General features: G+C 68.6%; 22 protein-coding genes and 1 riboswitch. Of the genes, 15 read left to right on the plus strand and 7 right to left on the minus strand.

What is annotated here, in order from left to right:
- The first annotated feature begins 1 nt into the window (after window position 1).
- From C8258_RS02580 to C8258_RS02590, 3 genes are read left to right on the plus strand one after another with little or no spacing between them, the layout of a single operon-like run.
- Entirely contained in the window at window positions 2-424 is a 423-nt protein-coding gene (locus C8258_RS02580) for an oxidoreductase (protein WP_106953664.1), read from the plus strand.
- A 20-nt stretch (window positions 425-444) separates the two neighbouring features.
- Entirely contained in the window at window positions 445-1,935 is a 1,491-nt protein-coding gene (locus C8258_RS02585; RefSeq protein ID WP_106953665.1) for a molybdopterin-dependent oxidoreductase, read from the plus strand.
- Window positions 1,932-2,210 (plus strand): hypothetical protein, encoded by a 279-nt coding sequence (locus tag C8258_RS02590; RefSeq protein ID WP_106953666.1) that lies wholly within the window; start codon window positions 1,932-1,934, stop codon window positions 2,208-2,210. The genes C8258_RS02585 and C8258_RS02590 overlap by 4 nt, the downstream gene beginning before the upstream one ends.
- On the opposite strand, the gene C8258_RS02595 is transcribed toward C8258_RS02590, so the two are convergent.
- The 4 genes from C8258_RS02595 to C8258_RS02610 all read right to left on the minus strand — a co-directional run bounded on the left by C8258_RS02595 (window position 2,180) and on the right by C8258_RS02610 (window position 4,496).
- A complete protein-coding gene (locus C8258_RS02595; RefSeq protein ID WP_106953667.1) occupies window positions 2,180-2,530 on the minus strand; it encodes a hypothetical protein in 351 nt (116 codons plus the stop codon). The genes C8258_RS02590 and C8258_RS02595 overlap by 31 nt on opposite strands.
- A gap of 11 nt (window positions 2,531-2,541) precedes the next feature.
- The gene (locus C8258_RS02600) at window positions 2,542-3,582 is read right to left on the minus strand and encodes a hypothetical protein (RefSeq protein ID WP_233224829.1); all 1,041 of its coding nucleotides are present in this window, start codon (window positions 3,580-3,582) and stop codon (window positions 2,542-2,544) included.
- On the minus strand, window positions 3,561-4,052 hold the full coding sequence (locus C8258_RS02605) for a Dps family protein (protein WP_063010724.1): 492 nt from the start codon (window positions 4,050-4,052) through the stop codon (window positions 3,561-3,563). The genes C8258_RS02600 and C8258_RS02605 overlap by 22 nt, the downstream gene beginning before the upstream one ends.
- A gap of 93 nt (window positions 4,053-4,145) precedes the next feature.
- Complete coding sequence (locus C8258_RS02610) at window positions 4,146-4,496, minus strand: hypothetical protein (RefSeq protein WP_036510966.1); 351 nt, start codon at window positions 4,494-4,496, stop codon at window positions 4,146-4,148.
- A gap of 236 nt (window positions 4,497-4,732) precedes the next feature.
- Between C8258_RS02610 and C8258_RS02615 the strand changes: the two genes are divergently transcribed.
- Window positions 4,733-6,085 carry a cytochrome P450 gene (locus C8258_RS02615; RefSeq protein ID WP_199195576.1) on the plus strand — a complete coding sequence of 451 codons (1,353 nt, stop codon included), beginning with the start codon at window positions 4,733-4,735 and terminating at the stop codon, window positions 6,083-6,085.
- Window positions 6,086-6,090: 5 nt separating this feature from the next.
- A complete protein-coding gene (locus C8258_RS02620; RefSeq protein WP_106954019.1) occupies window positions 6,091-7,170 on the plus strand; it encodes an NAD-dependent epimerase/dehydratase family protein in 1,080 nt (359 codons plus the stop codon).
- 218 nt (window positions 7,171-7,388) lie between these two features.
- On the opposite strand, the gene ligD is transcribed toward C8258_RS02620, so the two are convergent.
- A complete protein-coding gene (ligD, locus tag C8258_RS02625) occupies window positions 7,389-8,333 on the minus strand; it encodes a non-homologous end-joining DNA ligase (protein ID WP_233224831.1) in 945 nt (314 codons plus the stop codon).
- Window positions 8,334-8,445: 112 nt separating this feature from the next.
- Window positions 8,446-8,591: riboswitch (cobalamin riboswitch) on the plus strand.
- Between the two features lie 33 nt (window positions 8,592-8,624).
- Between ligD and C8258_RS02630 the strand changes: the two genes are divergently transcribed.
- Genes C8258_RS02630 through C8258_RS02640 form a run of 3 tightly spaced genes read left to right on the plus strand, consistent with a single transcriptional unit; the run spans window position 8,625 to window position 10,270 of the window.
- Complete coding sequence (locus C8258_RS02630; RefSeq protein ID WP_036510848.1) at window positions 8,625-8,840, plus strand: CbtB-domain containing protein; 216 nt, start codon at window positions 8,625-8,627, stop codon at window positions 8,838-8,840.
- Window positions 8,841-8,861: 21 nt separating this feature from the next.
- Window positions 8,862-9,716 (plus strand): CbtA family protein, encoded by an 855-nt coding sequence (locus C8258_RS02635; protein WP_106953669.1) that lies wholly within the window; start codon window positions 8,862-8,864, stop codon window positions 9,714-9,716.
- A complete protein-coding gene (locus tag C8258_RS02640; protein WP_106953670.1) occupies window positions 9,713-10,270 on the plus strand; it encodes a histidine phosphatase family protein in 558 nt (185 codons plus the stop codon). The genes C8258_RS02635 and C8258_RS02640 overlap by 4 nt, the downstream gene beginning before the upstream one ends.
- A 42-nt stretch (window positions 10,271-10,312) precedes the next feature.
- On the opposite strand, the gene C8258_RS02645 is transcribed toward C8258_RS02640, so the two are convergent.
- Window positions 10,313-10,681, minus strand: coding sequence for a DUF488 domain-containing protein (locus C8258_RS02645; RefSeq protein WP_106953671.1), 369 nt, complete (start codon window positions 10,679-10,681; stop codon window positions 10,313-10,315).
- A 169-nt stretch (window positions 10,682-10,850) separates the two neighbouring features.
- Here C8258_RS02645 and C8258_RS02650 point away from each other — a divergent pair, with 169 nt between their 5' ends.
- The 7 genes from C8258_RS02650 to C8258_RS02680 all read left to right on the plus strand — a co-directional run bounded on the left by C8258_RS02650 (window position 10,851) and on the right by C8258_RS02680 (window position 17,471).
- Complete coding sequence (locus C8258_RS02650) at window positions 10,851-11,612, plus strand: 1-acyl-sn-glycerol-3-phosphate acyltransferase (protein WP_106953672.1); 762 nt, start codon at window positions 10,851-10,853, stop codon at window positions 11,610-11,612.
- A 359-nt stretch (window positions 11,613-11,971) separates the two neighbouring features.
- Window positions 11,972-12,682, plus strand: coding sequence for a TetR/AcrR family transcriptional regulator (locus C8258_RS02655; protein ID WP_158271199.1), 711 nt, complete (start codon window positions 11,972-11,974; stop codon window positions 12,680-12,682).
- A gap of 100 nt (window positions 12,683-12,782) precedes the next feature.
- Window positions 12,783-13,715, plus strand: a complete 933-nt coding sequence (locus tag C8258_RS02660; protein ID WP_106953674.1) for a TauD/TfdA family dioxygenase — start codon at window positions 12,783-12,785, stop codon at window positions 13,713-13,715.
- Window positions 13,716-13,835: 120 nt separating this feature from the next.
- Complete coding sequence (locus tag C8258_RS02665) at window positions 13,836-14,480, plus strand: ABC transporter permease (RefSeq protein WP_106953675.1); 645 nt, start codon at window positions 13,836-13,838, stop codon at window positions 14,478-14,480.
- Window positions 14,477-15,763 carry an ATP-binding cassette domain-containing protein gene (locus C8258_RS02670; RefSeq protein WP_063064319.1) on the plus strand — a complete coding sequence of 429 codons (1,287 nt, stop codon included), beginning with the start codon at window positions 14,477-14,479 and terminating at the stop codon, window positions 15,761-15,763. The genes C8258_RS02665 and C8258_RS02670 overlap by 4 nt, the downstream gene beginning before the upstream one ends.
- Window positions 15,760-16,497 carry an ABC transporter permease gene (locus tag C8258_RS02675; protein WP_030513812.1) on the plus strand — a complete coding sequence of 246 codons (738 nt, stop codon included), beginning with the start codon at window positions 15,760-15,762 and terminating at the stop codon, window positions 16,495-16,497. The genes C8258_RS02670 and C8258_RS02675 overlap by 4 nt, the downstream gene beginning before the upstream one ends.
- Window positions 16,494-17,471 (plus strand): glycine betaine ABC transporter substrate-binding protein, encoded by a 978-nt coding sequence (locus tag C8258_RS02680; RefSeq protein WP_106953676.1) that lies wholly within the window; start codon window positions 16,494-16,496, stop codon window positions 17,469-17,471. The genes C8258_RS02675 and C8258_RS02680 overlap by 4 nt, the downstream gene beginning before the upstream one ends.
- Before the next feature lie 6 nt (window positions 17,472-17,477).
- On the opposite strand, the gene C8258_RS02685 is transcribed toward C8258_RS02680, so the two are convergent.
- On the minus strand, window positions 17,478-19,484 hold the full coding sequence (locus C8258_RS02685) for an aconitate hydratase (protein ID WP_106953677.1): 2,007 nt from the start codon (window positions 19,482-19,484) through the stop codon (window positions 17,478-17,480).
- Window positions 19,485-19,531 lie beyond the last annotated feature (47 nt).

Below are 19,531 nucleotides of genomic sequence, written 5' to 3' on the forward strand. Positions count from 1 at the left end.
CGTGGACCGTTACGCCGCCGTCGACCTTCCCCGCACGACCACCGCGGCCGGGGCGGCGCTGCTGCTCGGTCTGGGCGGGGTGCATCTGTACGTGCTGGTGCGCGAGGACGCGCTGCCGACCTACCTGCGCGTGGGTTTCGCGATCCTGATCGCCTGGTGCGCCCTCGCCGCGGCGCTGGTGTGCGGTGCCCGTACCGCCCGCGCCGGCTGGACCCTGGGCGGGCTCGCCTCCCTCACCTTCCTGGTGGTGTATGTGCTCAGCAGGCTCGCCGGACTCCCCGACCTGCCCGAGGTGCGGGGCTGGTGGGACAGCGCGCCGGGCACTGCGGCCGGAACCTGCGCGCTGGGATTCCTGGCGGTGACCGCCGCGATCGTGCTGGGTGTCACCGTCGCCCGGCCGCAACGACAGCACTGGCGCGACTGAGCGGGACGGGGTGACACACGATGACCACCTTGGACTTTCCGGCCTGGCTGCGGATCGAACATTGGCTCAATGTGCTGTTTCTGACCTTCGCGATGCGCAGCGGGGTGGAGATCCTGTCGAGCTACCCGAAACTCTTCTGGCGCGACGACAGCAAACCCGGCACCGAATGGGCGCGATTCACCCGCAAGCGGATGCCGGCCGACAAGCTCTACGACACCCTCGACGAGGAGGAGAGCTACTCGTCACTGATCGCGCTGCCCGGCCACAAGAAATTGGGCCTGGGCCGGCATTGGCATTTCGCGACGGTCGCCGGCTGGATACTCGTCGGCCTCGCCTACTACATCCTGCTGTTCGCGACCGGCCAGTGGCGCCGCTACATCCCGACCTCGTGGTCGCTGTTTCCCGCGGCCTGGCACGACATCGTGACCTATATGAGTTTCAACCTGCCGCCGCTGCTGCCGGGACAGCCCTTCGACGCGGTGCAGAAACTCGCCTACGCCGGCGTGATCTTCGTGCTCGCGCCGTTCCAGATACTCACCGGCGCAGCGCAATCCCCGGCCGTGGAGGCCCGTTTTCCGTGGTTCGTGCGGATGTTCGGCGGCCGGCAGTCGGCGCGCAGCCTGCATTTCCTGGGTCTGCTGGCCTTCGCCGTGTTCATCGTCATCCACGTGTCGATGGTGTTCTTCTGGAGCTGGGGTCAGCTGACCGCGTTGATGATCTTCGGGCAGGTCCGCAATATCAATTGGGCGATCGCGCTGTCGTTCGTGATCATCGGCGCGATCGTGCTGGTGCATATCGCGGCCACGGTGTGGAGCCTGCGTGATCCGCGGTCGGTGCAGCGGGTGCTGGGCGCCTTCGTGCGCCGGATGCGGCTGGGTTTGCTCCGGCCCCTGACCTCGCGGCAGGACTACTCGGCGCACGCGCTCTCGCCGGAACATCGGGTGAACGGAAAACCGCCGACGGCGCTGCCGTACAAGGTGATGGCGGCACACAATTTCGCCGATTGGCGCCTGGACGTCGGCGGTCTCGTCGAACACCCGATGCACCTGAGCCTGGACGATCTGCGTGCCCTCGGCGAACCGAAGACCCAGCGGGTGCTGCACAACTGCGTGCAGGGCTGGTCGAGTATCGGTGAGTGGACCGGGCTGCCGCTGCGCGAACTCGTCGCGCGGGCCGGCCCGCTGCCGGATGCGAAATATCTGTGCTTCCTCACCATGCAGGACACCGGACGCGACGATCCGAGCGCCGACGGCGTCGGCCAGTTCTACGAGGTGCTGGATCTGGAACTGGCCGGCAACCCGCAGACGCTGCTCGCCTACCGGATGAACGGCGCACCGCTGCCCATCGAACACGGTGCGCCACTTCGGCTTCGGGTGGAGAACCAGGTCGGGTTCAAGATGGCGAAATGGATCGACCGGATCGAGTTCGTCTCCGACTACTCCCATATCGGTCACGGCATGGGCGGCTGGCGGGAGGACAACATCTACTACGACAAGGACGTCGAGATATGACGACAACCGAGCGGCGACCGGAGAACATCGAACTGACCCAGCGGCAACGCGATCGCGTCCTTGCCTACCTCGACCGCAGGCGCGCGCGCTGCCGAGCCTGTGGCGCAACGGATTTCCGGGTGGGCGACGCGCTGTATCTGGGGTTCCTGTTCCTCGACGAGGATCTCGACGCCTATATGGTCGCGTTGACCTGCGCGAATCCCGCATGCCCGGTGCCGCACACCGGAATCCGGATGCGCCGCGATCAGCTGTGGCTCCCGCCGGTGACCGAGTGAGCGGGCTGGCAGCGACCGGTCGTGCGCGCCGGGGCCAGCCGCAAGCGTTCGATCGTCGCGGCGGCGGCGGCGAATTCCTCGATCAGTCGGTCGAATCGGTCCCCATCGGCCACCGACAGCGCACCACGCTCCCGGTAGTACACGACGCGCGGCAGCCGCCCCGACATCATCGTGCCCCACCGGATGCCGAAGTCGTAGACGACGCCGTCGGCCGCGGTCAGATCCGGATCGGCGGCCAACTCACGCAACCCGCGCAGCTGCTCGGTCAGAATATCCAGATCCTCTTCGACATCGACTGTGCTGGAATGAATTTCGCCCATCACGACACCTCTCACAGTTGCGGCTTGGCCACGGAGACCACTTCGGGCAGGTCGCGGACGGTCAGATAGACCCGATGCGGACCCACGGCGATTCCCGACCACGCCGCCTCCTGCGCTTGCCGCACCGGCAGATCGAATCGGCGCAGCACGGGAATGGTTCCGTTCGCATATCCCTCGAAACTGCGGGTTTCGAGCACCACCAGCTGCCGGTCCGTCGCGGCGTAGATGCGGGTGTCGTCGGTGGCCAGGTAGCGGATCGGCGCACCCAGGTCGACGGATCCGACCGTCTCGCTTCCGGATCCGTCGCGACGGGAGTCCAGGGCGATCAGCTCGCCCCCGGGCCGCGCCACATACAACCGGGTGACCTTCGTGCCGTCCCCCGCGGCCGCGAGGACGGGCTCGTCGTCGGCGCCGGTTCGGTCCGCGGGTGAGGAACTGCCCTTGTAGTGCGCGCTGCCCCGGGGGCCGTAGACGTGGAACTCCACTTCGCGACTGCGGTTCGCCCCGTCGAGCCGGGCCTGCGGGCCCGCGTCCACGACCGTGGGCGTCAATGCGGTGCGCCGGTGCAGATCCACCGGCGTGACGGTGGCGCCGTCCTGGGAGAGCGCCAGCAGCATCCGCTCCCCCGAATCGAGGGCGAGATACGACGGCCGCGGACCCGCGGACAGTGTGCCGGTATCGACCAGATCGGACAGCCGAATCGAGGCCACGGCCTGCCGATCCGTGGCGCTGACCAGCGCCGTGCCATCGTCCACCGGACTGATCTGCAGGTTCGGTCCCAGCCCCGGCAGGCGGGCCGAGGTGACGGTGTCGCCGCGGCCGTCGGCCAGACCGTTCACCTTCACGACCCGGTCCGGCGCCAGCGCCACGAGCGCGTCCGACCGGTAGGACCACACCGGTGCGTGCACGATGGCCCCGATCGGTGTCACCCGCACGGCATCGGGCGCTTCCAGTCGCGACCCCGGCGCGGAGCAACCGGCGACGGCCAAGACGGCCGCCGCCGGAACCAGATATCGGCGCAGGGCGCGCGTCAGGCGGCCTGGGCCTGCCACATCCAATGCAGTTGCTCCAACCGGCCGGCGATATCGATGAGCAGATCCTGGGTGACCGGATCGGCCTTCTCCGAGGCATCGATCCGCTCACGCAGCCGGCGCACGACCGCGGCCAGGGAGGCGACGATCGCCGCGATCACGTCACCGTCCTGCTGCCACCCCGAGGGGAACGATTCGGCGCTGGAACTCTCCGCGACCGTGCGGGCGCGCCCATCCGGGCTGACGCCGATGGCGGTGGCCCGTTCGGCCGCCGCGTCGGTGAAGCCGCGCGCGGTCTCGACCAGTTCGTCCAATGCCAGATGGACGGTGCGGAACCGAGGGCCGATCACATTCCAGTGCGCCTGCTTGCCGATCAGGCTCAGATCGATCAGATCGACGACGGTGGCGCAGAGCGCGTCACCGGCGATCCGTTGCTGTTCCGGCTCCAGCACCGTCGCGATCGGATCGGTGGTCGTGGAGGTCTTGGCCACGATGGTCTCCTTCCTCGCTGACAGTCATCACCTAGGCGACTGCTTGCGTGCACGACCTACCCGCTGCCAGCGGCTCCAAACGAGCGGCCGGGTTCAGCCTGCGGCCATCGCCATCGCCAGATACACCACCATCACCGCGAACAGGAACCAGCCCGCGCCCTGCCATACCGGCCACGGCCGTCCGCCACGCCACTGCCGTACGGTGATGACGAACGCGCCGATCCCGCCCAGTAACAACACGATTCCGGGCACCAGACCGACGGCCAGCCGCGACGCGGTATCGCAGGCCACGTGATCGGCGTCGGCGCACTGCTCCCGCGAGGCCGCCCACCCCAGCGCCACCCCGGCGACGATCGCCGCCACCACCAGCACACCGACCACGTACCGCACCGCCCGCCGGAAACTCGGCGGGTCACTCCATCGGGGATTGACCTCGCGTGCCATCGTCACCTCCGGCCCGTTCGTCGTGCACTCGTCACCCCGGCACTACCCGGCCCCTCCGCGAATATTCGATCGGTGCCCAGGCGCTCGTTTCGCCCGATCCCTCCCGGGTAGGCGGTCGCTGAGGACCAAAGGAGGCCGATGTGCACCGCGAACCCGATCCGCACGGCGACACCGATTCGCGCAGCCCAGCCGACCCTGCCGGCCCCACGCCGGCCCTCGGCCGAACCGCCCACCGGCTGACCGGATCGCGCGCCGCGGCGGCACTGACCGATCTGGGCCTGGCACCGGTCGCCGCCGGGGTGATCGCCCGGCGCCGCGGCATGATGGCGGTGCTGGAACGTCTCGGCGCCGATGACCGCGCGGTCCGCCGGATGCACCGGCTGCGGCGTGAATTCGGCAGCGGGCCGGTCGAACTGGTGCTGCCGGGGCGGCGGGTGCTGGTGCCGCTGGATCCCGCCGACGTCTCGCGGATACTCGACGGCGCGCCGACTCCGTTCCATCCCGCCAATCGGGAAAAGATCGCCGCACTGCGTACCTTCCAGCCGCACGGGGTGCTCATCTCCGAGGGTGCGGCCCGCGAACAGCGCCGCCGCCTGAACGAACAGGCGCTCGACACCGACCGGCCGCTGCACCATCTGGCCGATCCGTTCGCCGGGGTGGTCGCCGATGCCGCCCGCGAGCAGATCCGCACCGCGATGCAGCGCGGCGGGCTGGACGCGGCGCACTTCACCACCGATTGGTGGCGACTCGTGCGCCGGATCGTGCTGGGCCGCCGCGCCCGCGAGGACGACTCGATCACGGACCGGCTGTGGCGGCTGCGCGCGGCGGGCAACTGGTCCTACTTCGCGCGTCCGCATCGACGGCTGCGCGAGCGCTTCTACGAGCAACTCTACGATTACGTGCAGTCGGCCGAAACCGACAGTCTCGCAGGCGCATTGACGCAACTGCCGGCCGCGGGCACGGTCGATCCGGTCGGCCAGATCCCGCATTGGCTGTTCGCCTTCGACGCCGCCGGTATGGCGACCATCCGCGCCCTCGCCGTACTGTCCACGCATCCCGAGCAGCTCGCCCGCGCACGGCTGGACGCGCAGGAGCCCGAGCGCGCCATGCCGCGTCCGTATCTGCGTGCCTGCATCCTGGAGTCGCTGCGGCTGTGGCCCACGACCCCGGCAATACTGCGCGACACCACCGAGGACACCGCATGGGGCCGCGGCGACGACCGGTTCACCGTGGCGGCGGGCGCGGCCCTGCTCATCCCGGTACCGGCCTTCCACCGCGACTCCGACACCCTGCCGTTCGCGCACACCTTCGAACCCGATATCTGGCTCGACGGACGCGCCGAGCGGTACCCGCAGCTGGTGCCGTTCAGTGCCGGGCCGGCCCGGTGTCCCGGTCGCGATCTGGTCCTGTTCCTCACCACGAGCGTGCTGGCGCATCTGATCGATGAACTGGATCTGGAGCTGCGCTCGCACCCGCGGCCCACCCCCGGGGCGGCGCTGCCGATCACCTTCGACAACTTCCGCATCGACTTCACCGCGCGGGCGCGCGCACTCCAAGCGGCACAGTCGCCTTCGCCGGCGGGGAGGTGACGGACATGCGTGTGGTCGTGGTCGGAGCCACCGGGAACGTCGGCACCGCGGTCGTGTCCGCGCTGGCCCGGCGCCCGGAGATCGACGCGATAGTCGGACTGGCCCGGCGGCTGCCGCGGCAGCCGGCCGAGGGAGTGAGGTGGGCGCGCGCCGATATGCGCTGCGACGATCTGCTCACCGAATTCCGCGGCGCCGATGTGGTAGTTCATCTCGCGTGGGTGTTCCAGCCGACGCATCGCCCGCTCGAAACCTGGCGCGCGAACGTCCAGGGAACCGAACGGGTCTTGCGCGCGGTCGCGCAGGCCGGCGTTCCGTCGCTGGTGTACGCATCGTCGGTCGGCGCGTATTCCCCTGTGCACCATGATGATCCGGTCGGCGAGGACTGGTCCACGGAAGGCTGGCCGCCAGCCGGGTACATGCGTGAGAAGGCCTATGTCGAGCGATTGCTCGACCTGTTCGAGAACGAACATCCGGACCGGCGGGTGGTGCGGATGCGCCCCGCCTTCACCTTCCAGGAGGCCTCCGCCAGCCAACAGCGCCGCCTGTTCGCGGGCCCGCTGGTGCCGGGCAGCGTGCTGCGCCCTCCGCTGATCCCGGTGCTGCCCGTGCCGGCGGGTCTGCGGCTGCAGGCGGTGCACGCCGACGACATCGGCAGCGCCTACAGTCTCGCCGTCGTCGACCCGAGCGTGCACGGCGCGTTCAACCTGGCCGCCGACCCGGTGATCGATCGCGCGAAACTCGGCGCATTGTTCGATGCGCCGACGGTTTCCTTACCGCCCGGGGCCGTGCGCGCCGCATTGGCCGTCGGCTGGCGCCTGCGCCTGGTCCCCGCCCCGCCCGAACTGTTCGACGCGATGATGCGCCTGCCGATCATGGACACCACCCGCGCCAGGCGCGATCTCGGCTGGGCACCACGAGTCGACGCCGTCTCCGCCCTGCGCGAGGTCCTGACCGGTATGAGTCACGGATCCGGCGGTGCCACACCGCCGTTGGCGTCCGACGCCGGTGGGCGTCTGCGGGTGCGGGAGTTCGCCTCCGGTGTCGGTGGCAGCGACCCGGTCGACCGCTGGGGCGCGGACCTGTGAGTGTCCCTGGACGCCCCGGCCACATCCTGAACCACGCGTTTCATCACCGCGTGAGATCTGTGGGGGATTCACACCGCAGGCAGGGCAGGAGGTGAGCGACGATGTGCATGCAGATGATGGGGATGCTGCGCAACATGTGGAACATGATGTTCCCGATGATGCCCATGTAATCCGGACGACGAGAGATCGACCCACGCCGGATCGTCGTCGGCGCCGTGCTACCCGGGAGCGTTGACCTCGTCCGGCGTCTTGTCCGGCCGCAACCCGCGCCAGGACGGGTGACGCAAGCGCCCGTCCCCGGTCCGCTCTGTGAACGACACCTCGCCCACCAGTTCCGGTTCCACCCAGATCGCGTCCTTCACCGGCGCCGCGACCGTCGGCGTCTGCCGCCGCAGCGGCCGCAGCTTGGCCTGGAGATCATCGAGCATGGCCTGGGTGAAGCCGGTGCCCACATTGCCGATGTAGACCAATTCCCCGGTCTCGTCGTGCACACCCATGAGCAGTGAGCCGATGCGTCCCGCGCGCCGGCCCGCGCCGGGCCGCCACCCGACGATGACGATCTCCTGATCGTTGACATTCTTGACCTTCGTCCACAGCGGACTGCGCCGGCCGGGCAGATACGGGCTGTCCAGGCGCTTGCACACGATGCCCTCGAGCCCCAAGCGCGCCGATTCGGCGAGGACGTCGGCACCGGTGCCGGTCAGCCCGGGTGGGATGCGCCAGTTCGGGCCGCGCAGGCCGAGTTGTTCCAGCAAACGGCGGCGTTGCTCGTAGGGCAGATCGATCAGCGGCCGGTCGCCGATGTGCAGCAGATCGAAGATGAGGTAGGTGGCGGGCACCGAGCGGGTCAGTGCGCGGATCATGGCCGGATTGCGCTGGTGCATGCGCGGTTGCAGTGCGGCGAAGGAGGTACGCCCGTCCGCGGCGAAGGCGACGATTTCGCCGTCGACGACGATCGGCGGCGCCGCCGGGGCGAGGTCGGCGAGTTCCGGCCAGGCAGCGGTCACGTCGTTGCCGTTGCGCGAGATCAGCCGCAGGTCCCGATCCACGTAACCGATGGCGCGGATACCGTCGAATTTCACCTCGTACGCCCACGCCGCACTGTCGGCGGGCAGAGCGCCGGCCGTCGCCAGCATCGCCGCATACCGCGGCAATCCGCTCATGTGAACCCACCCTTCGACCGATGGCTATTTTTCGGTTACTACCCTGAAATCCTCCTCTCACAGCGATGACGGCGCTGACATTTCGGTCACGACCCGATCTCGCAACCAGCCGATTGACCGGCCGGACCGCGATTTCGTATGGTTGTGCGAGCGACGATTCGAGGAACCCGGCGAAAATCCGGGACGGTCGCGCCACTGTGAGCCTTCCGCCGGGCGGAAAGCGAGTCAGATACTCGGATCGCGTGGTAACCACCATCGAGCGGGGACGCGCAATCCCCGGAGGAGAGTCACATGGCGACGTCCTATGTTCCCCGGTCCGGCCTGGAGTCGATGCGACTCTCCATTCCCACGACGGCCCTGTGGCTGGGCGGCACCACCGTCCTGGCGCTGCTCGCCCTCTATTTCATCGGTATCGATCAGGGCGCGGTCTCGATCTTCGGCGACGATATGCACGTTCACGAATTCGTCCACGACGCACGGCATTTCCTCGGCTACCCCTGCCACTGACCGCAGGATCGATCTCCCACAATGGAAAAACGAATCATCGCCCGCGGCGTGCTGGTCGGCGCCATCGGCGGACTGCTTGCCTTCGTGTTCGCCCGGATTCTGGCCGAGCCGATCATCGATCGCGCCATCGCCTACGAGGGCGGGCGCGACGAGGCGCATACGACACTGGAGCAGGCCGCCGGTCACACGATGGCCGGCATGGAAGAGGGCGAACTGTTCACCCGGTCGGTGCAGGCGAGTATCGGCGTCGGCTTCGGCATGATCGTGTTCGGCGCCGCGATGGGTGCGCTGTTCGCGGTCGTATACTGCCTGTTCGTGGGCCGCGTCGGCTCGTTGAGCCCGCGCAATCTCGCGCTGTGCGTGGCGGGCGGCATGTTCGGCGTGCTGTATGCCGTGCCGTTCTTCAAGTATCCGACCAATCCGCCCTCGATCGGCAATCCCGACACGATCGGGCAACGCACCGGCCTGTACCTGCTGATGGTGGCGATCGCCGCGGCCTGCGCGGTGGGCGCCGTGTGGCTGGGCCGCACACTGCAAGCGCGCCTGGGCAATTGGACGGCGACCATCGCCGCGGGCCTGGCCTTCGTCGTCGTGGTGACCGCGATCGCGGCGCTGCTGCCCTCACTCGGGCATCTGGCCGCCAACCGGGCCCTGGGCGACGCGGCCACCGAAACACCGCGGCCGCTCACCGATTCGAGCGGCCGGATCGTCTATCCGGGCTTCCCCGCCGACGATCTGTACTACTTCCGCTTCTATTCCCTTGCCGCACAGGTCATTCTGTGGTCGGTCATCGGTGTGGGTTTCGCGACGCTGGCGCCGCGGCTGTTCCGGCGCGCGGACGACTCCGCCGCGGCCGCGCCGGCAGCGGCGGTATGAGCGCGACCGTCACCCGGCTCACGCTGATCAGCCACGGCATGACCGCGGCGATGCGGTCGGCCCGCTTCCCGGTCGACGAACCGCTCGACGAGCCGCCCCGCGGCGCCGCCTCCCCGGCGGTGCCGCGGGCCGACCGGGTACTGGCGGCCCCGGAACTGCGGGCGACCGCGACCGCCACCCTGCTGTGCCTGCGCGCAACCACCGAACCCGCCCTGCGCGATCTCGACTGCGGCGACTGGGCGGGCAGGTCGATGGACACCCTGGACCCGGCCGACCTCACAGCCTGGATGACGGATCCCGGCTACCGCGGCCACGGCGGTGAAGCGCTCACCGACCTGCTCGACCGGGTACGCGGCTGGCTCGGCACGGTGGTCACGGACCGACGCCGCATCGTCGCGATCACCCATCCCGCCATCGTCCGCGCGAGCGTCCTGCTCGCCCTCGCCGCGCCGCCGGAATCGTTCTGGCGCATCGACATTCCGCCGCTCAGCGCCACCACACTGCACAGCCGCGGCCCGGCCTGGACCGTACGGCACACCGCGAATCCGCTGTGAGATCGCGCGGCCCGGCCATGCGGGTCCGCCTCAATGGGGCGCCTACTTCTTCTCGACCAGATCGGCGAGCACCGCTGCCTCGCTGATGTCGATCCGCTTGGTGGCCGACAGCAGAGTGAGCATGCCGCGCCCGGCGAGTTCGCGAAGATGATCCAGGTCGGCGGCGCGTTCCGGATCGCGCAGTTCCTCCCGGTAGCGGCGACCGAATTCGTCGAATTTGGCGGGGTCGTGGCCGTACCAGGTGCGCAGTTCGGTGGAGGGCGCGATCGTTTTACACCATTCGTCGAGGTGGGCGTTCTCCTTGCTCATCCCGCGCGGCCACAGGCGATCGACCAGAACTCGCATCCCGTCGTCGGGATCGGGATCGTCGTAGATCCGCCGGACCTGGACTCGCGGTCGTGTCCTCGCCATCGCGCTGCTCCCTTCGGTCGGCCGTCTCGCCGGGCACCCACAACGCGGGATGGCCGGTCACCTTCCCGCATCCGAGGGTAATCACGCGCGTGGCCGCTTCGCCCGCTCGCGGAGAACGCGTTCGCGGACCACTACCTACGTAGCCGTAGGTTACGGTAGCGTAGGTTGAATGAACGCCCCGATCTCGACCGCCGATCCCGAAGCCCTACCCCCGTCGGTCGAATTCGACAATCGCGACGCCGTCTACGAGTACTACCGCACCCACCGGGCGCCCCGCACCCGCGCGCGCCTGTTCTACGCGATCACCGCCTATCGCAAACGCCCGGCGGTCCGCTATGCGGACGGCGCCCGCGCGGCGATCCGGCAGCTGATCCGGGACAACCGCCGCATGATCATCGCGATCAACCATGTGAGCGTGGAAGATCCACGCACCGTCGCCGCTTTCGCCTGGCGCAGCGTGTTCCGGCCGCGGATCGGCCACATCCGGGTGCTGGCCAAGGACGAACTGTTCATCGAACCGGGACAGCGCTCGCGCATCGACGTCATGGGCGCCATCCCGGTGTTCCGCGGCAAGGATCACGGCGCGCGCGCCGCCTACGCCGCCGGTCAGCAGCTGATGGACGTCTGCGTCGGGCGCATGGTCGACGGCGACGACCTCGCGCTGTTCCCCGAAGGGACCTGCAACGAGACCGATCCGGCCCGGGTGCAGACCATCGGCACCGGCATCGGCCACATCGCCGCGCGCGCCCGGAACGCCGGGGCGGCACCGGTTTTCGTCTTCCTCGGCCTGACCTACGGCCCCGATGGCCGCGCCACGTTCTACCTCGACGAGCCGCTGCCGGATTTCCCGGAGCGACCGGCCCAGATCACCCGGGTCGTCGGCACCCGGATGCAGCGCGCCCTCGACGGGGCGATCGCGGCCGTCCGGTAACGCGTGCGTCAACCGGCAGCCAACGTGCGCACCACCCGACCCTGCGGCCACCGCACCGACCACCGCGCGAAAGGATTCGACATCACGGGCCGGTGGCCGCATGCCCACGGCCTCCAGCGCATAGGCCTTGAAGGCTCGCGCCGCCCGGCCCGGCACGTACGGCGTCGGCGAGGCCTGCGCGAAAGATGTGTCGCCGCAATCTGTTTCGCCCCAGAACCGGACGTCGGTGCGCGCGCTGCCGATATACCGGTGGGCCCACTCGCGCGCCGGTTCGCCCAGTGCGGACAGGTCCCCGGCGACGGCGAAGGCGTGCGGTCCGGTTGTCCGGACCCGCCGACGGCATCCGTAGCCTGGGAGGGGTGAGCGGCGGGAAGACAACCGAATCCGGGGCTGGAATCGTGCAGACATCGCGGCGCGGGCGCGGGCGGCCGCCCCGGCTGAGCCGGGATGGCATCGTCGCCGCCGCACGCGCGCTGCCGCCGGAAACACTCACCATGAAAGCGGTCGCCGACGCGCTGGGCGTGGATCGCAAATCGCTGAACTACTACGTCAGCGACCGCGACGGATTACTGGAACTGGTCGCACTCGACGCCTTCGAAACCGAGATCCGCCGCCTCGACCTGTCCGCCGACGGTGACTGGCGGCAGCTGCTGCACCTGTTCGCCGCCGCGGTCGCCGAAGCCCTCACCCAGGTCGGGGTGCTGATCTACCACGTGCGATTCCGTGGCCGAGGCGGACTGTCGACGCTGGCGGAGATCGAGCGGATCTTCCAATCGCTGGTTTCCGCCGGATTCGAGCCGATGGAGGCCGGGCGCACCCTGCGGCTGCTCGCCGATATCGCGTACTCGGCCGCGCGCGAATCCACGGAGGCGAACCGGGGCCATGTGGACCTGCAGGCCGAACACGTCGCGCGGACACTGAATGCGGAAGTGGGAGAAGAGTTTCCACTTCTGCGGCAGGTGGCGACCACACGCGAGAGCGCCGGGCGGGTCGGCGAGCAGTTCGAATTCGACGTCGACCTCGTGATCGCCGGCCTGGAACGCAAGCTCGAGGCCCGCGGCCGGGCCTGAGACCACCGGATTTCGATCCCGGTGACCGTAACGCTGGCCGGACCCGGCCGGCGGATGGTTATCTACCGCACGTCCGACAGGCTGGAAGAGAGGTCGTGCGATGTCCGTCGACGAGGCAACCGATACCGCGGTGCGAGTGGTCCGGCTGGGTAACCACATCGGCGCCCGGATCGAGGGAGTTCGCCTCGGCGGCGCGCTGGACACCGGCACAATCGCCACGATCCGCTCGGCCCTGCACCGGCACAAGGTGATCTTCTTCCGCGGCCAGGACCACCTCACCGAAGACGGGCAGTACGAATTCGCGCAACTGCTCGGCACGCCCACCACGCCGCATCCGACACTCACCTCCGCGGGGGTGAAGAGTCTGGCCATCGATTCACAGCACGGCCGCTCCAACGTCTGGCACACCGACGTCACCTTCGTCGACCGCGTGCCGAAAACCTCGATCCTGCGCGCGGTGTCCCTGCCGTCCTACGGCGGATCCACCACCTGGGCCTCCACCGTCGCCGCCTACGACTCGCTGCCGCAACCGCTGCGCGTGCTGGCCGAGAATCTGCGCGCCCGCCACACCAACCGCTACGACTACGCCGCCGAGGCCGACGACCGGCCCGATGCCGGAACCCGTTCGTACCGAACCGAATTCGAGTCCCGCTACTTCGAGACCGAACATCCGGTGGTGCACGTCCATCCGGAGACCGGGGAACGCGCGCTGCTGCTGGGCTGCTTCGTCAAGGAGATCGTCGGCCTGTCCACCGCCGAATCACGGGCCCTGTTCCGCCTGTTCCAGGATCGGGTGACCCGGCTCGAGCACACCACGCGCTGGGATTGGGCGCCCGGCGATGTGGCGATCTGGGACAACCACGCCACCCAGCACTACGCGATCGACGACTACGACGGCGCCGAACACCGCCGGCTCACCCGCATCACGCTGGCCGGTGCCGTACCCGTCGGCGTCGACGGCCGCCCGAGTACGGTGATCTCCGGTGACGCTGCGGCCTATGCCCATCCGCAGTCGCTGCCGCGGGCGGCATGAAGGCTGGTGGCCAGCGCGGCGTGCGGAACCGGAGCCGTACTGTCATTTAGTCTTTGACCAACCTGCGCCCGGTGGCGGCGCGCGGACAGGTGCCGGCAGAGGGCTGACGATGGGAGTCCCGTGAACCTGTGGAACTACATCCGAGGGCGGGGTGACACTCTGGCCTTCCTCACCTATCAGCATGCGTCACTGGCGTTTCAGACGGTTCTGGTCGGCACGATCGTCGCCGTCTTCATCGCGATGGCGGTCTACCGGCTGCCACTGCTGTCGCAGCTCTCGCTCACCTCGAGCCGGGTCGCGCTGACCATCCCGTCGCTGGCGCTGCTGGCCCTGCTGCTGGTCCCGTTCGGGCTGGGTGTGGTCCCGTCGTTCATCATGCTGGCGTTCTTCGCCGCCCTGCCGGTGATCGGCAACGCGATCGTAGGGTTGCGCTCGGTACCGCCCTCGGTGGTGGAATCCGCACGCGGAATAGGTTTTTCCCGCACCCGCATCCTGCTCACCGTCGAGTTGCCGATCGCGTGGCCGGTGATCCTGACCGGTATCCGGGTCTCCACGCAGATGATCGTCGGTGTCGCCGCCATCGTCGCCTACGTTCTCGGGCCGGGCCTGGGATCGCTGATCTTCAACGGCCTGTCGCGACTGGGCGGCGCGAACGCGCTGGAGACCGCGGCCACGGGCACCATCCTCATCGTCATCGTGGCGCTGGTGTTCGACGCGCTACTCGTTCTGCTGGGCCGCCTCACCATCGCCGAAGGACTCTCATGACCGACGCTGTGACCGACCGGCCCGGACCGGCGACGCCGGAACGCAATGTCACCGGGGCGTCCATCGTCCTCGACTCGGTCGTCAAGAGGTACAAAGGCCAGGACAAGCCGGCCGTCGCCCGCCTCGACCTCGAGATCGAGGCGGGACAGATCGTCGCCTTCGTCGGCCCCTCCGGGTGCGGGAAGACGACCACCCTCAAGATGATCAACCGCCTGATCGAGCCGACCGAGGGCCGCATCTTCATCGGCGGGCGCGACGTCACTCGCGAGGACCCGGACAAACTGCGGCAGTCGATCGGGTACGTCATCCAATCCGGCGGCCTGTTCCCGCACTGGTCGGTGCGCAAGAACGTGGGCGCGATCCCGCGGGTGCTCGGCTGGGACAAGAAGCGGATCGCCGAACGCACCGAATATCTGCTCGAACTCGTCGGTCTGGATCCCGGAATATTCGCCGACCGACTGCCCAAGGACATGTCCGGCGGCCAGCAGCAGCGCGTCGGAGTCGCGCGGGCGCTGGCCGCCGATCCCCCGGTGCTGCTGATGGACGAGCCGTTCGGCGCCGTCGACCCGATCACCCGAGTTCGCCTGCAGGACAGCCTGATCGGGATTCAGCACGAACTCGGCAAGACGATCGTCGTCGTCACCCACGATTTCGAGGAGGCCACCAAACTCGGCGACAAAGTGCTGATCCTGTCCGAGGGCGGGCATGTCGAACAGTACGCGCGGCCCGAGGAAATCCTCACCGCACCGGCCACGCCCTTCGTGGAGGAATTCGTCGGCTCCGGCGCCAAACTCGCCTATCTGACCGTGCAGCGGGTGCGCGATGTGGAGTTCGACGACGTGGTCACCGCCCGCATCGGCGAGCCGTCACAGGCGGTGATCCAGCGCGCGCGGGCCGCCGGCCAGACCTGGGTGGTGGTCGTCGACGCCGCCGGGCGGCCGCGGTCGTGGCCCTCGCTCTCCGAACTGGCGAGCAAACCGGAGGTGTCGGACTACCTCGATCGGCGGTTGCCGGTCGTCGCGCGCTCCTCGACGCTCAACGACGCCCTCGACGCGATGCTGGCGGCCAGTCAGGGCGCGGCCCTGGTCACCGACGGACGCGGTGCGGTCGTCGGCTCGATCGGCATCGGCGCGGTGACCGAGACCATCCAGGCCGCACTCGCCGACGTGCGCTCCGAGGAACACGACACCTCCTACGAAACCTACGTCGACGGAACCGATCCCGCGCCGACCCCGGTGGTCGCGGCCGACGACGACGAGCACGAATCGGCCGGGCAGTCATGACCCGCCTGCGCCGGCTGCCGATGGACGTCTGGTTCGAGCCGTTGATCATCCTCGTCATCGGCATCGGCTACATCGTCTGGTACCGGTCGACGACGTTCACCCCGACCGAGCAGGCCTCGCTGGCCTGGTCCAACCTGCAGACCACGATCTGGTCGCATATCGAGCTGACCGTGGTGGCCACCGTGATCGTGGTCGTCGTCGCGATTCCGCTGGGTATCGCGCTGACCCGGCCGGCGCTGAAACGCCTGGAGCCGATCGCGGTCAACATCGCCAATATCGGCCAGGCGGCGCCGGCGGTCGGACTGCTGGTGTTGTTCACCTTCTGGCTGGGCACCGGATTCCGCACGGCGGTCGTCGGTCTGGTGGTGTACGCGATTCTGCCGATCCTGCAGAACACCATCATCGGCCTGCGCCAGGTGGATCAGCGCACCATCGAGGCCTCGCGCGGGATCGGGTTCTCCGCCACCCGCACCCTGGTACGGGTGGAGTTGCCGCTCGCGGTGCCGGTGATCCTCAACGGGGTGCGCACCGCCCTGGTGATCCTGGTCGGCACCGCGACCCTGAGCACCTTCATCGGCGCTACCAGTCTCGGCACCCTGATCACGACGGGCGTCACCCTGTTCCTGCCGAAACTGCTCGTGTCCGGGGCGATTCTGGTCGGACTGCTGGCGTTGATCATCGACTGGCTGGGCAGACTCGTCGAACTGGCCGCGACTCCGCGAGGTGTGTCATGAGGTCGGTACGGGCCCTGGCACTGTGCGCGATCGTCCTCACGGTGTCGATGCTCGCCGGCTGCGGGCTGGTCAGCTCGTCGGGCACCTTCCGCGATGCGAGCCTGCCCGGCGGGCAGCGACCGCTCGACGGCGCGAAACTCGTGGTGACGTCGAAGAGTTTCACCGAGGGCGTACTGCTGGGCAAGATCACCGCGACCTATCTGGCCGCGGCCGGCGCGAAGATCACCGATCTGACCGGCGCACCGGGTTCGGCGTCGTCGCGGCAGGCTCAGCTCAACGGTGACGCCGACATCCTGTGGGAGTACACCGGTACCGGATGGGTCAACTACCACAACGAAACCGAGACCATCTCCGATCCGCAGGAACTCTGGCAGCGCGTGCACGATATCGAGAAGCGTGAGCACAACCTGGAGTGGCTGCCGCCGGCGAATTTCAACGACACCTACGCCTTCGGTGTGTCGACGCCGACCGCGCAACGGCTCGGGGTGAAGTCGCTGTCGGATGTGGCGGCATTGCCGGTGCGCGACCGCACGTTCTGCGTCGACGACGAATTCTTCAGCCGCGCCGACGGTTTCATTCCGATGCTGCAGAAATACGGTATCCCCTACAACGATCCGAACGGCGTGCCCACCGGCAACGTCACCCGGATGGACGCCGGCGTCGTCTACACCGCGACGGCCAAGAGCGCACCGTGCAATTTCGGCATGATCTACACCACCGACGGCCGGGTGAAGAATCTGAATCTCGTCGTGCTCGACGACGACAAGAAGTTCTTCCTGCCCTACAGCGGCGCCGCCGTCGTGCGCGGGGAGATCCTGGACCGCTATCCGCAGTTGCGTCAGTTGCTGGGCACGATTTCCGAGCGGCTGACCAATGATCTGATGCAGGAACTCAACGGCCGTGTCGATATCGACGGCGAGGATCCCGCCGACGTCGCCTACGACTGGTTGAAGAGCGAAAAACTCATCGAATAGAAACGCTCAGCGATCCGACATCTCGCGCGCCGCCTGCGCTGCCGCGAGCCGCGGAATGATGCCGCCGGCCAGTACCGTTTCCACCTGACGCTCCGAAAGCCGGTGGCGCAGGGGAATATCCACGTTCGCGGTGACATCGTGGGCGGTGATCGTGGGACCGGCGGCGAGGGCAGCCCGCAGCCCCTCGATACGCAGCACGTCACCCACCCCGATGCGGTCGTAATCGGCGGGATCGGCGAATTCGAGGGCGACGATGCCGAAATTAGCCAGATTCTGCCAGTGGATGCGCGCATACGATTTCGCGATCACCGCCCGCAGCCCCAGATATCGCGGCGCGATCGCGGCATGTTCACGCGAGGAGCCCTGCCCGTAGTTGTCTCCGCCCACGACGACATGTCCGGTGGTGCCGGAGATCTCGGCCGCGTGCCGGGGATAGTCCGGATCGATTCGGGTGAAAGCGAATTCGGCGAGTTTGGGGATGTTCGAGCGGAACGGCAGTGCCCGCGCTCCGGCCGGGGAGATGTCGTCGGTGGAGATGTTGTCGCCGACCACGAGCAGGACCGGCGCCTCGATCACATCCGGCAGCGGATCGAAATCCGGCAGGCCGGAGATGTTGGGGCCCTTCACCAATTCCACCGTGCGCGCCTCGGCCACCGGCAGCGGCGGCACCAGCATCGCCGTGTTGACCGACGCGTGTGCGGGCAGTTCCAGCACCGGATAGTCGAGGCCCAGCTCGTCGGCGAGATCGCGCGGATCGGTGATCGTCGCGGTCAGCGCGGACGCGGCGGCGGTCTCCGGCGAACACAACCACACCGAGTCCTCGTCGGTGCCCGAGCGTCCCGGAAAATTGCGCGGCATGGTGCGCAGGGAATTGCGGCCGACGGCCGGCGCCTGCCCCATGCCGATACAGCCCATACATCCGGACTGGTGGAGGCGCGCCCCGGCGCGGATCAGTTCGAACGTGGCGCCCATCCTGGTCAGATCCTCGAGAATTTCCCGCGAGGACGGATTGACGTCGAAGCTGACGTCGCTGTGGGTCTGCCGGCCGGAGACGATGGCTGCGGCCATCGCGAAATCCCGCAGCCCGGGGTTGGCCGACGACCCGATCACCACCTGCGCGACCGGTTCCCCGGCGACCTCCCGCACCGGTACCACGTCCCCGGGTGAGGAGGGCCGGGCGATCAGCGGCTCGATCGCGGACAGGTCGATGTGCTCGTCGAGGTCGTAGGTCGCGCCCTCGTCGGCCCGCAGTTCGGTGAAGTCGGCGGCGCGATCCTCGGCGCGCAGGAATTCGCGCACCGCGTCGTCGGCCGGAAAGACCGTGGTGGTGGCGCCGAGTTCGGCGCCCATATTGGCGATCACGTGCCGATCCATCGCCGTGAGTCCCGCCAGGCCGGGACCGTGATATTCGATGATCCGGTTCACGCCGCCCTTGACGCCGTGGCGGCGCAACATCTCCAGGATCACATCCTTGGCCGAACACCAGGGCGGCAGTTCACCGGTCAGTTCGACGCCCCAGATCTGCGGCATGGTGATGTAGAGCGGCTCACCGGCCATGGCGAGCGCCACCTCGAGACCGCCGACGCCGATCGCGAGCATGCCCAGCGATCCACCGGCCGGCGTATGCGAATCCGAGCCGACCATCGTCACGCCGGGTCTGCCGAAACGCTGCATATGGGTCGGGTGCGAGACCCCGTTGCCCGGTTTCGAGAACCACAGCCCGTACCGGCGGCAGGCCGACAGCAGGAATTCGTGGTCCTGGGCGTTCTTGTCGTCGGTCTGCAACAGATTGTGGTCGACGTATTGCGCGCTGAGTTCGGTGCGCACCCGGTCGAGCCCGAGCGCCTCGAGTTCCTGCATCACCAGGGTGCCGGTGGCGTCCTGGGTGAGCGTCTGGTCGATGCGCAGCGCGATCTCCTCCCCCGGGCGCATCCGGCCCGACACCAGATGGGACTCGATCAACTTCTGGGCGACGGTGCGCGGGCCGTCCGTGTGCGGCTGCTGGCCGGTCATCTGCCCTCCTCTGCCCGAGCCCGCGGCATCGCCGGGGCCGGGCGCGT

The sequence above is a fragment of the Nocardia sp. MDA0666 genome (genome assembly GCF_003023875.1).
Lineage (GTDB): Bacteria > Actinomycetota > Actinomycetes > Mycobacteriales > Mycobacteriaceae > Nocardia > Nocardia aobensis.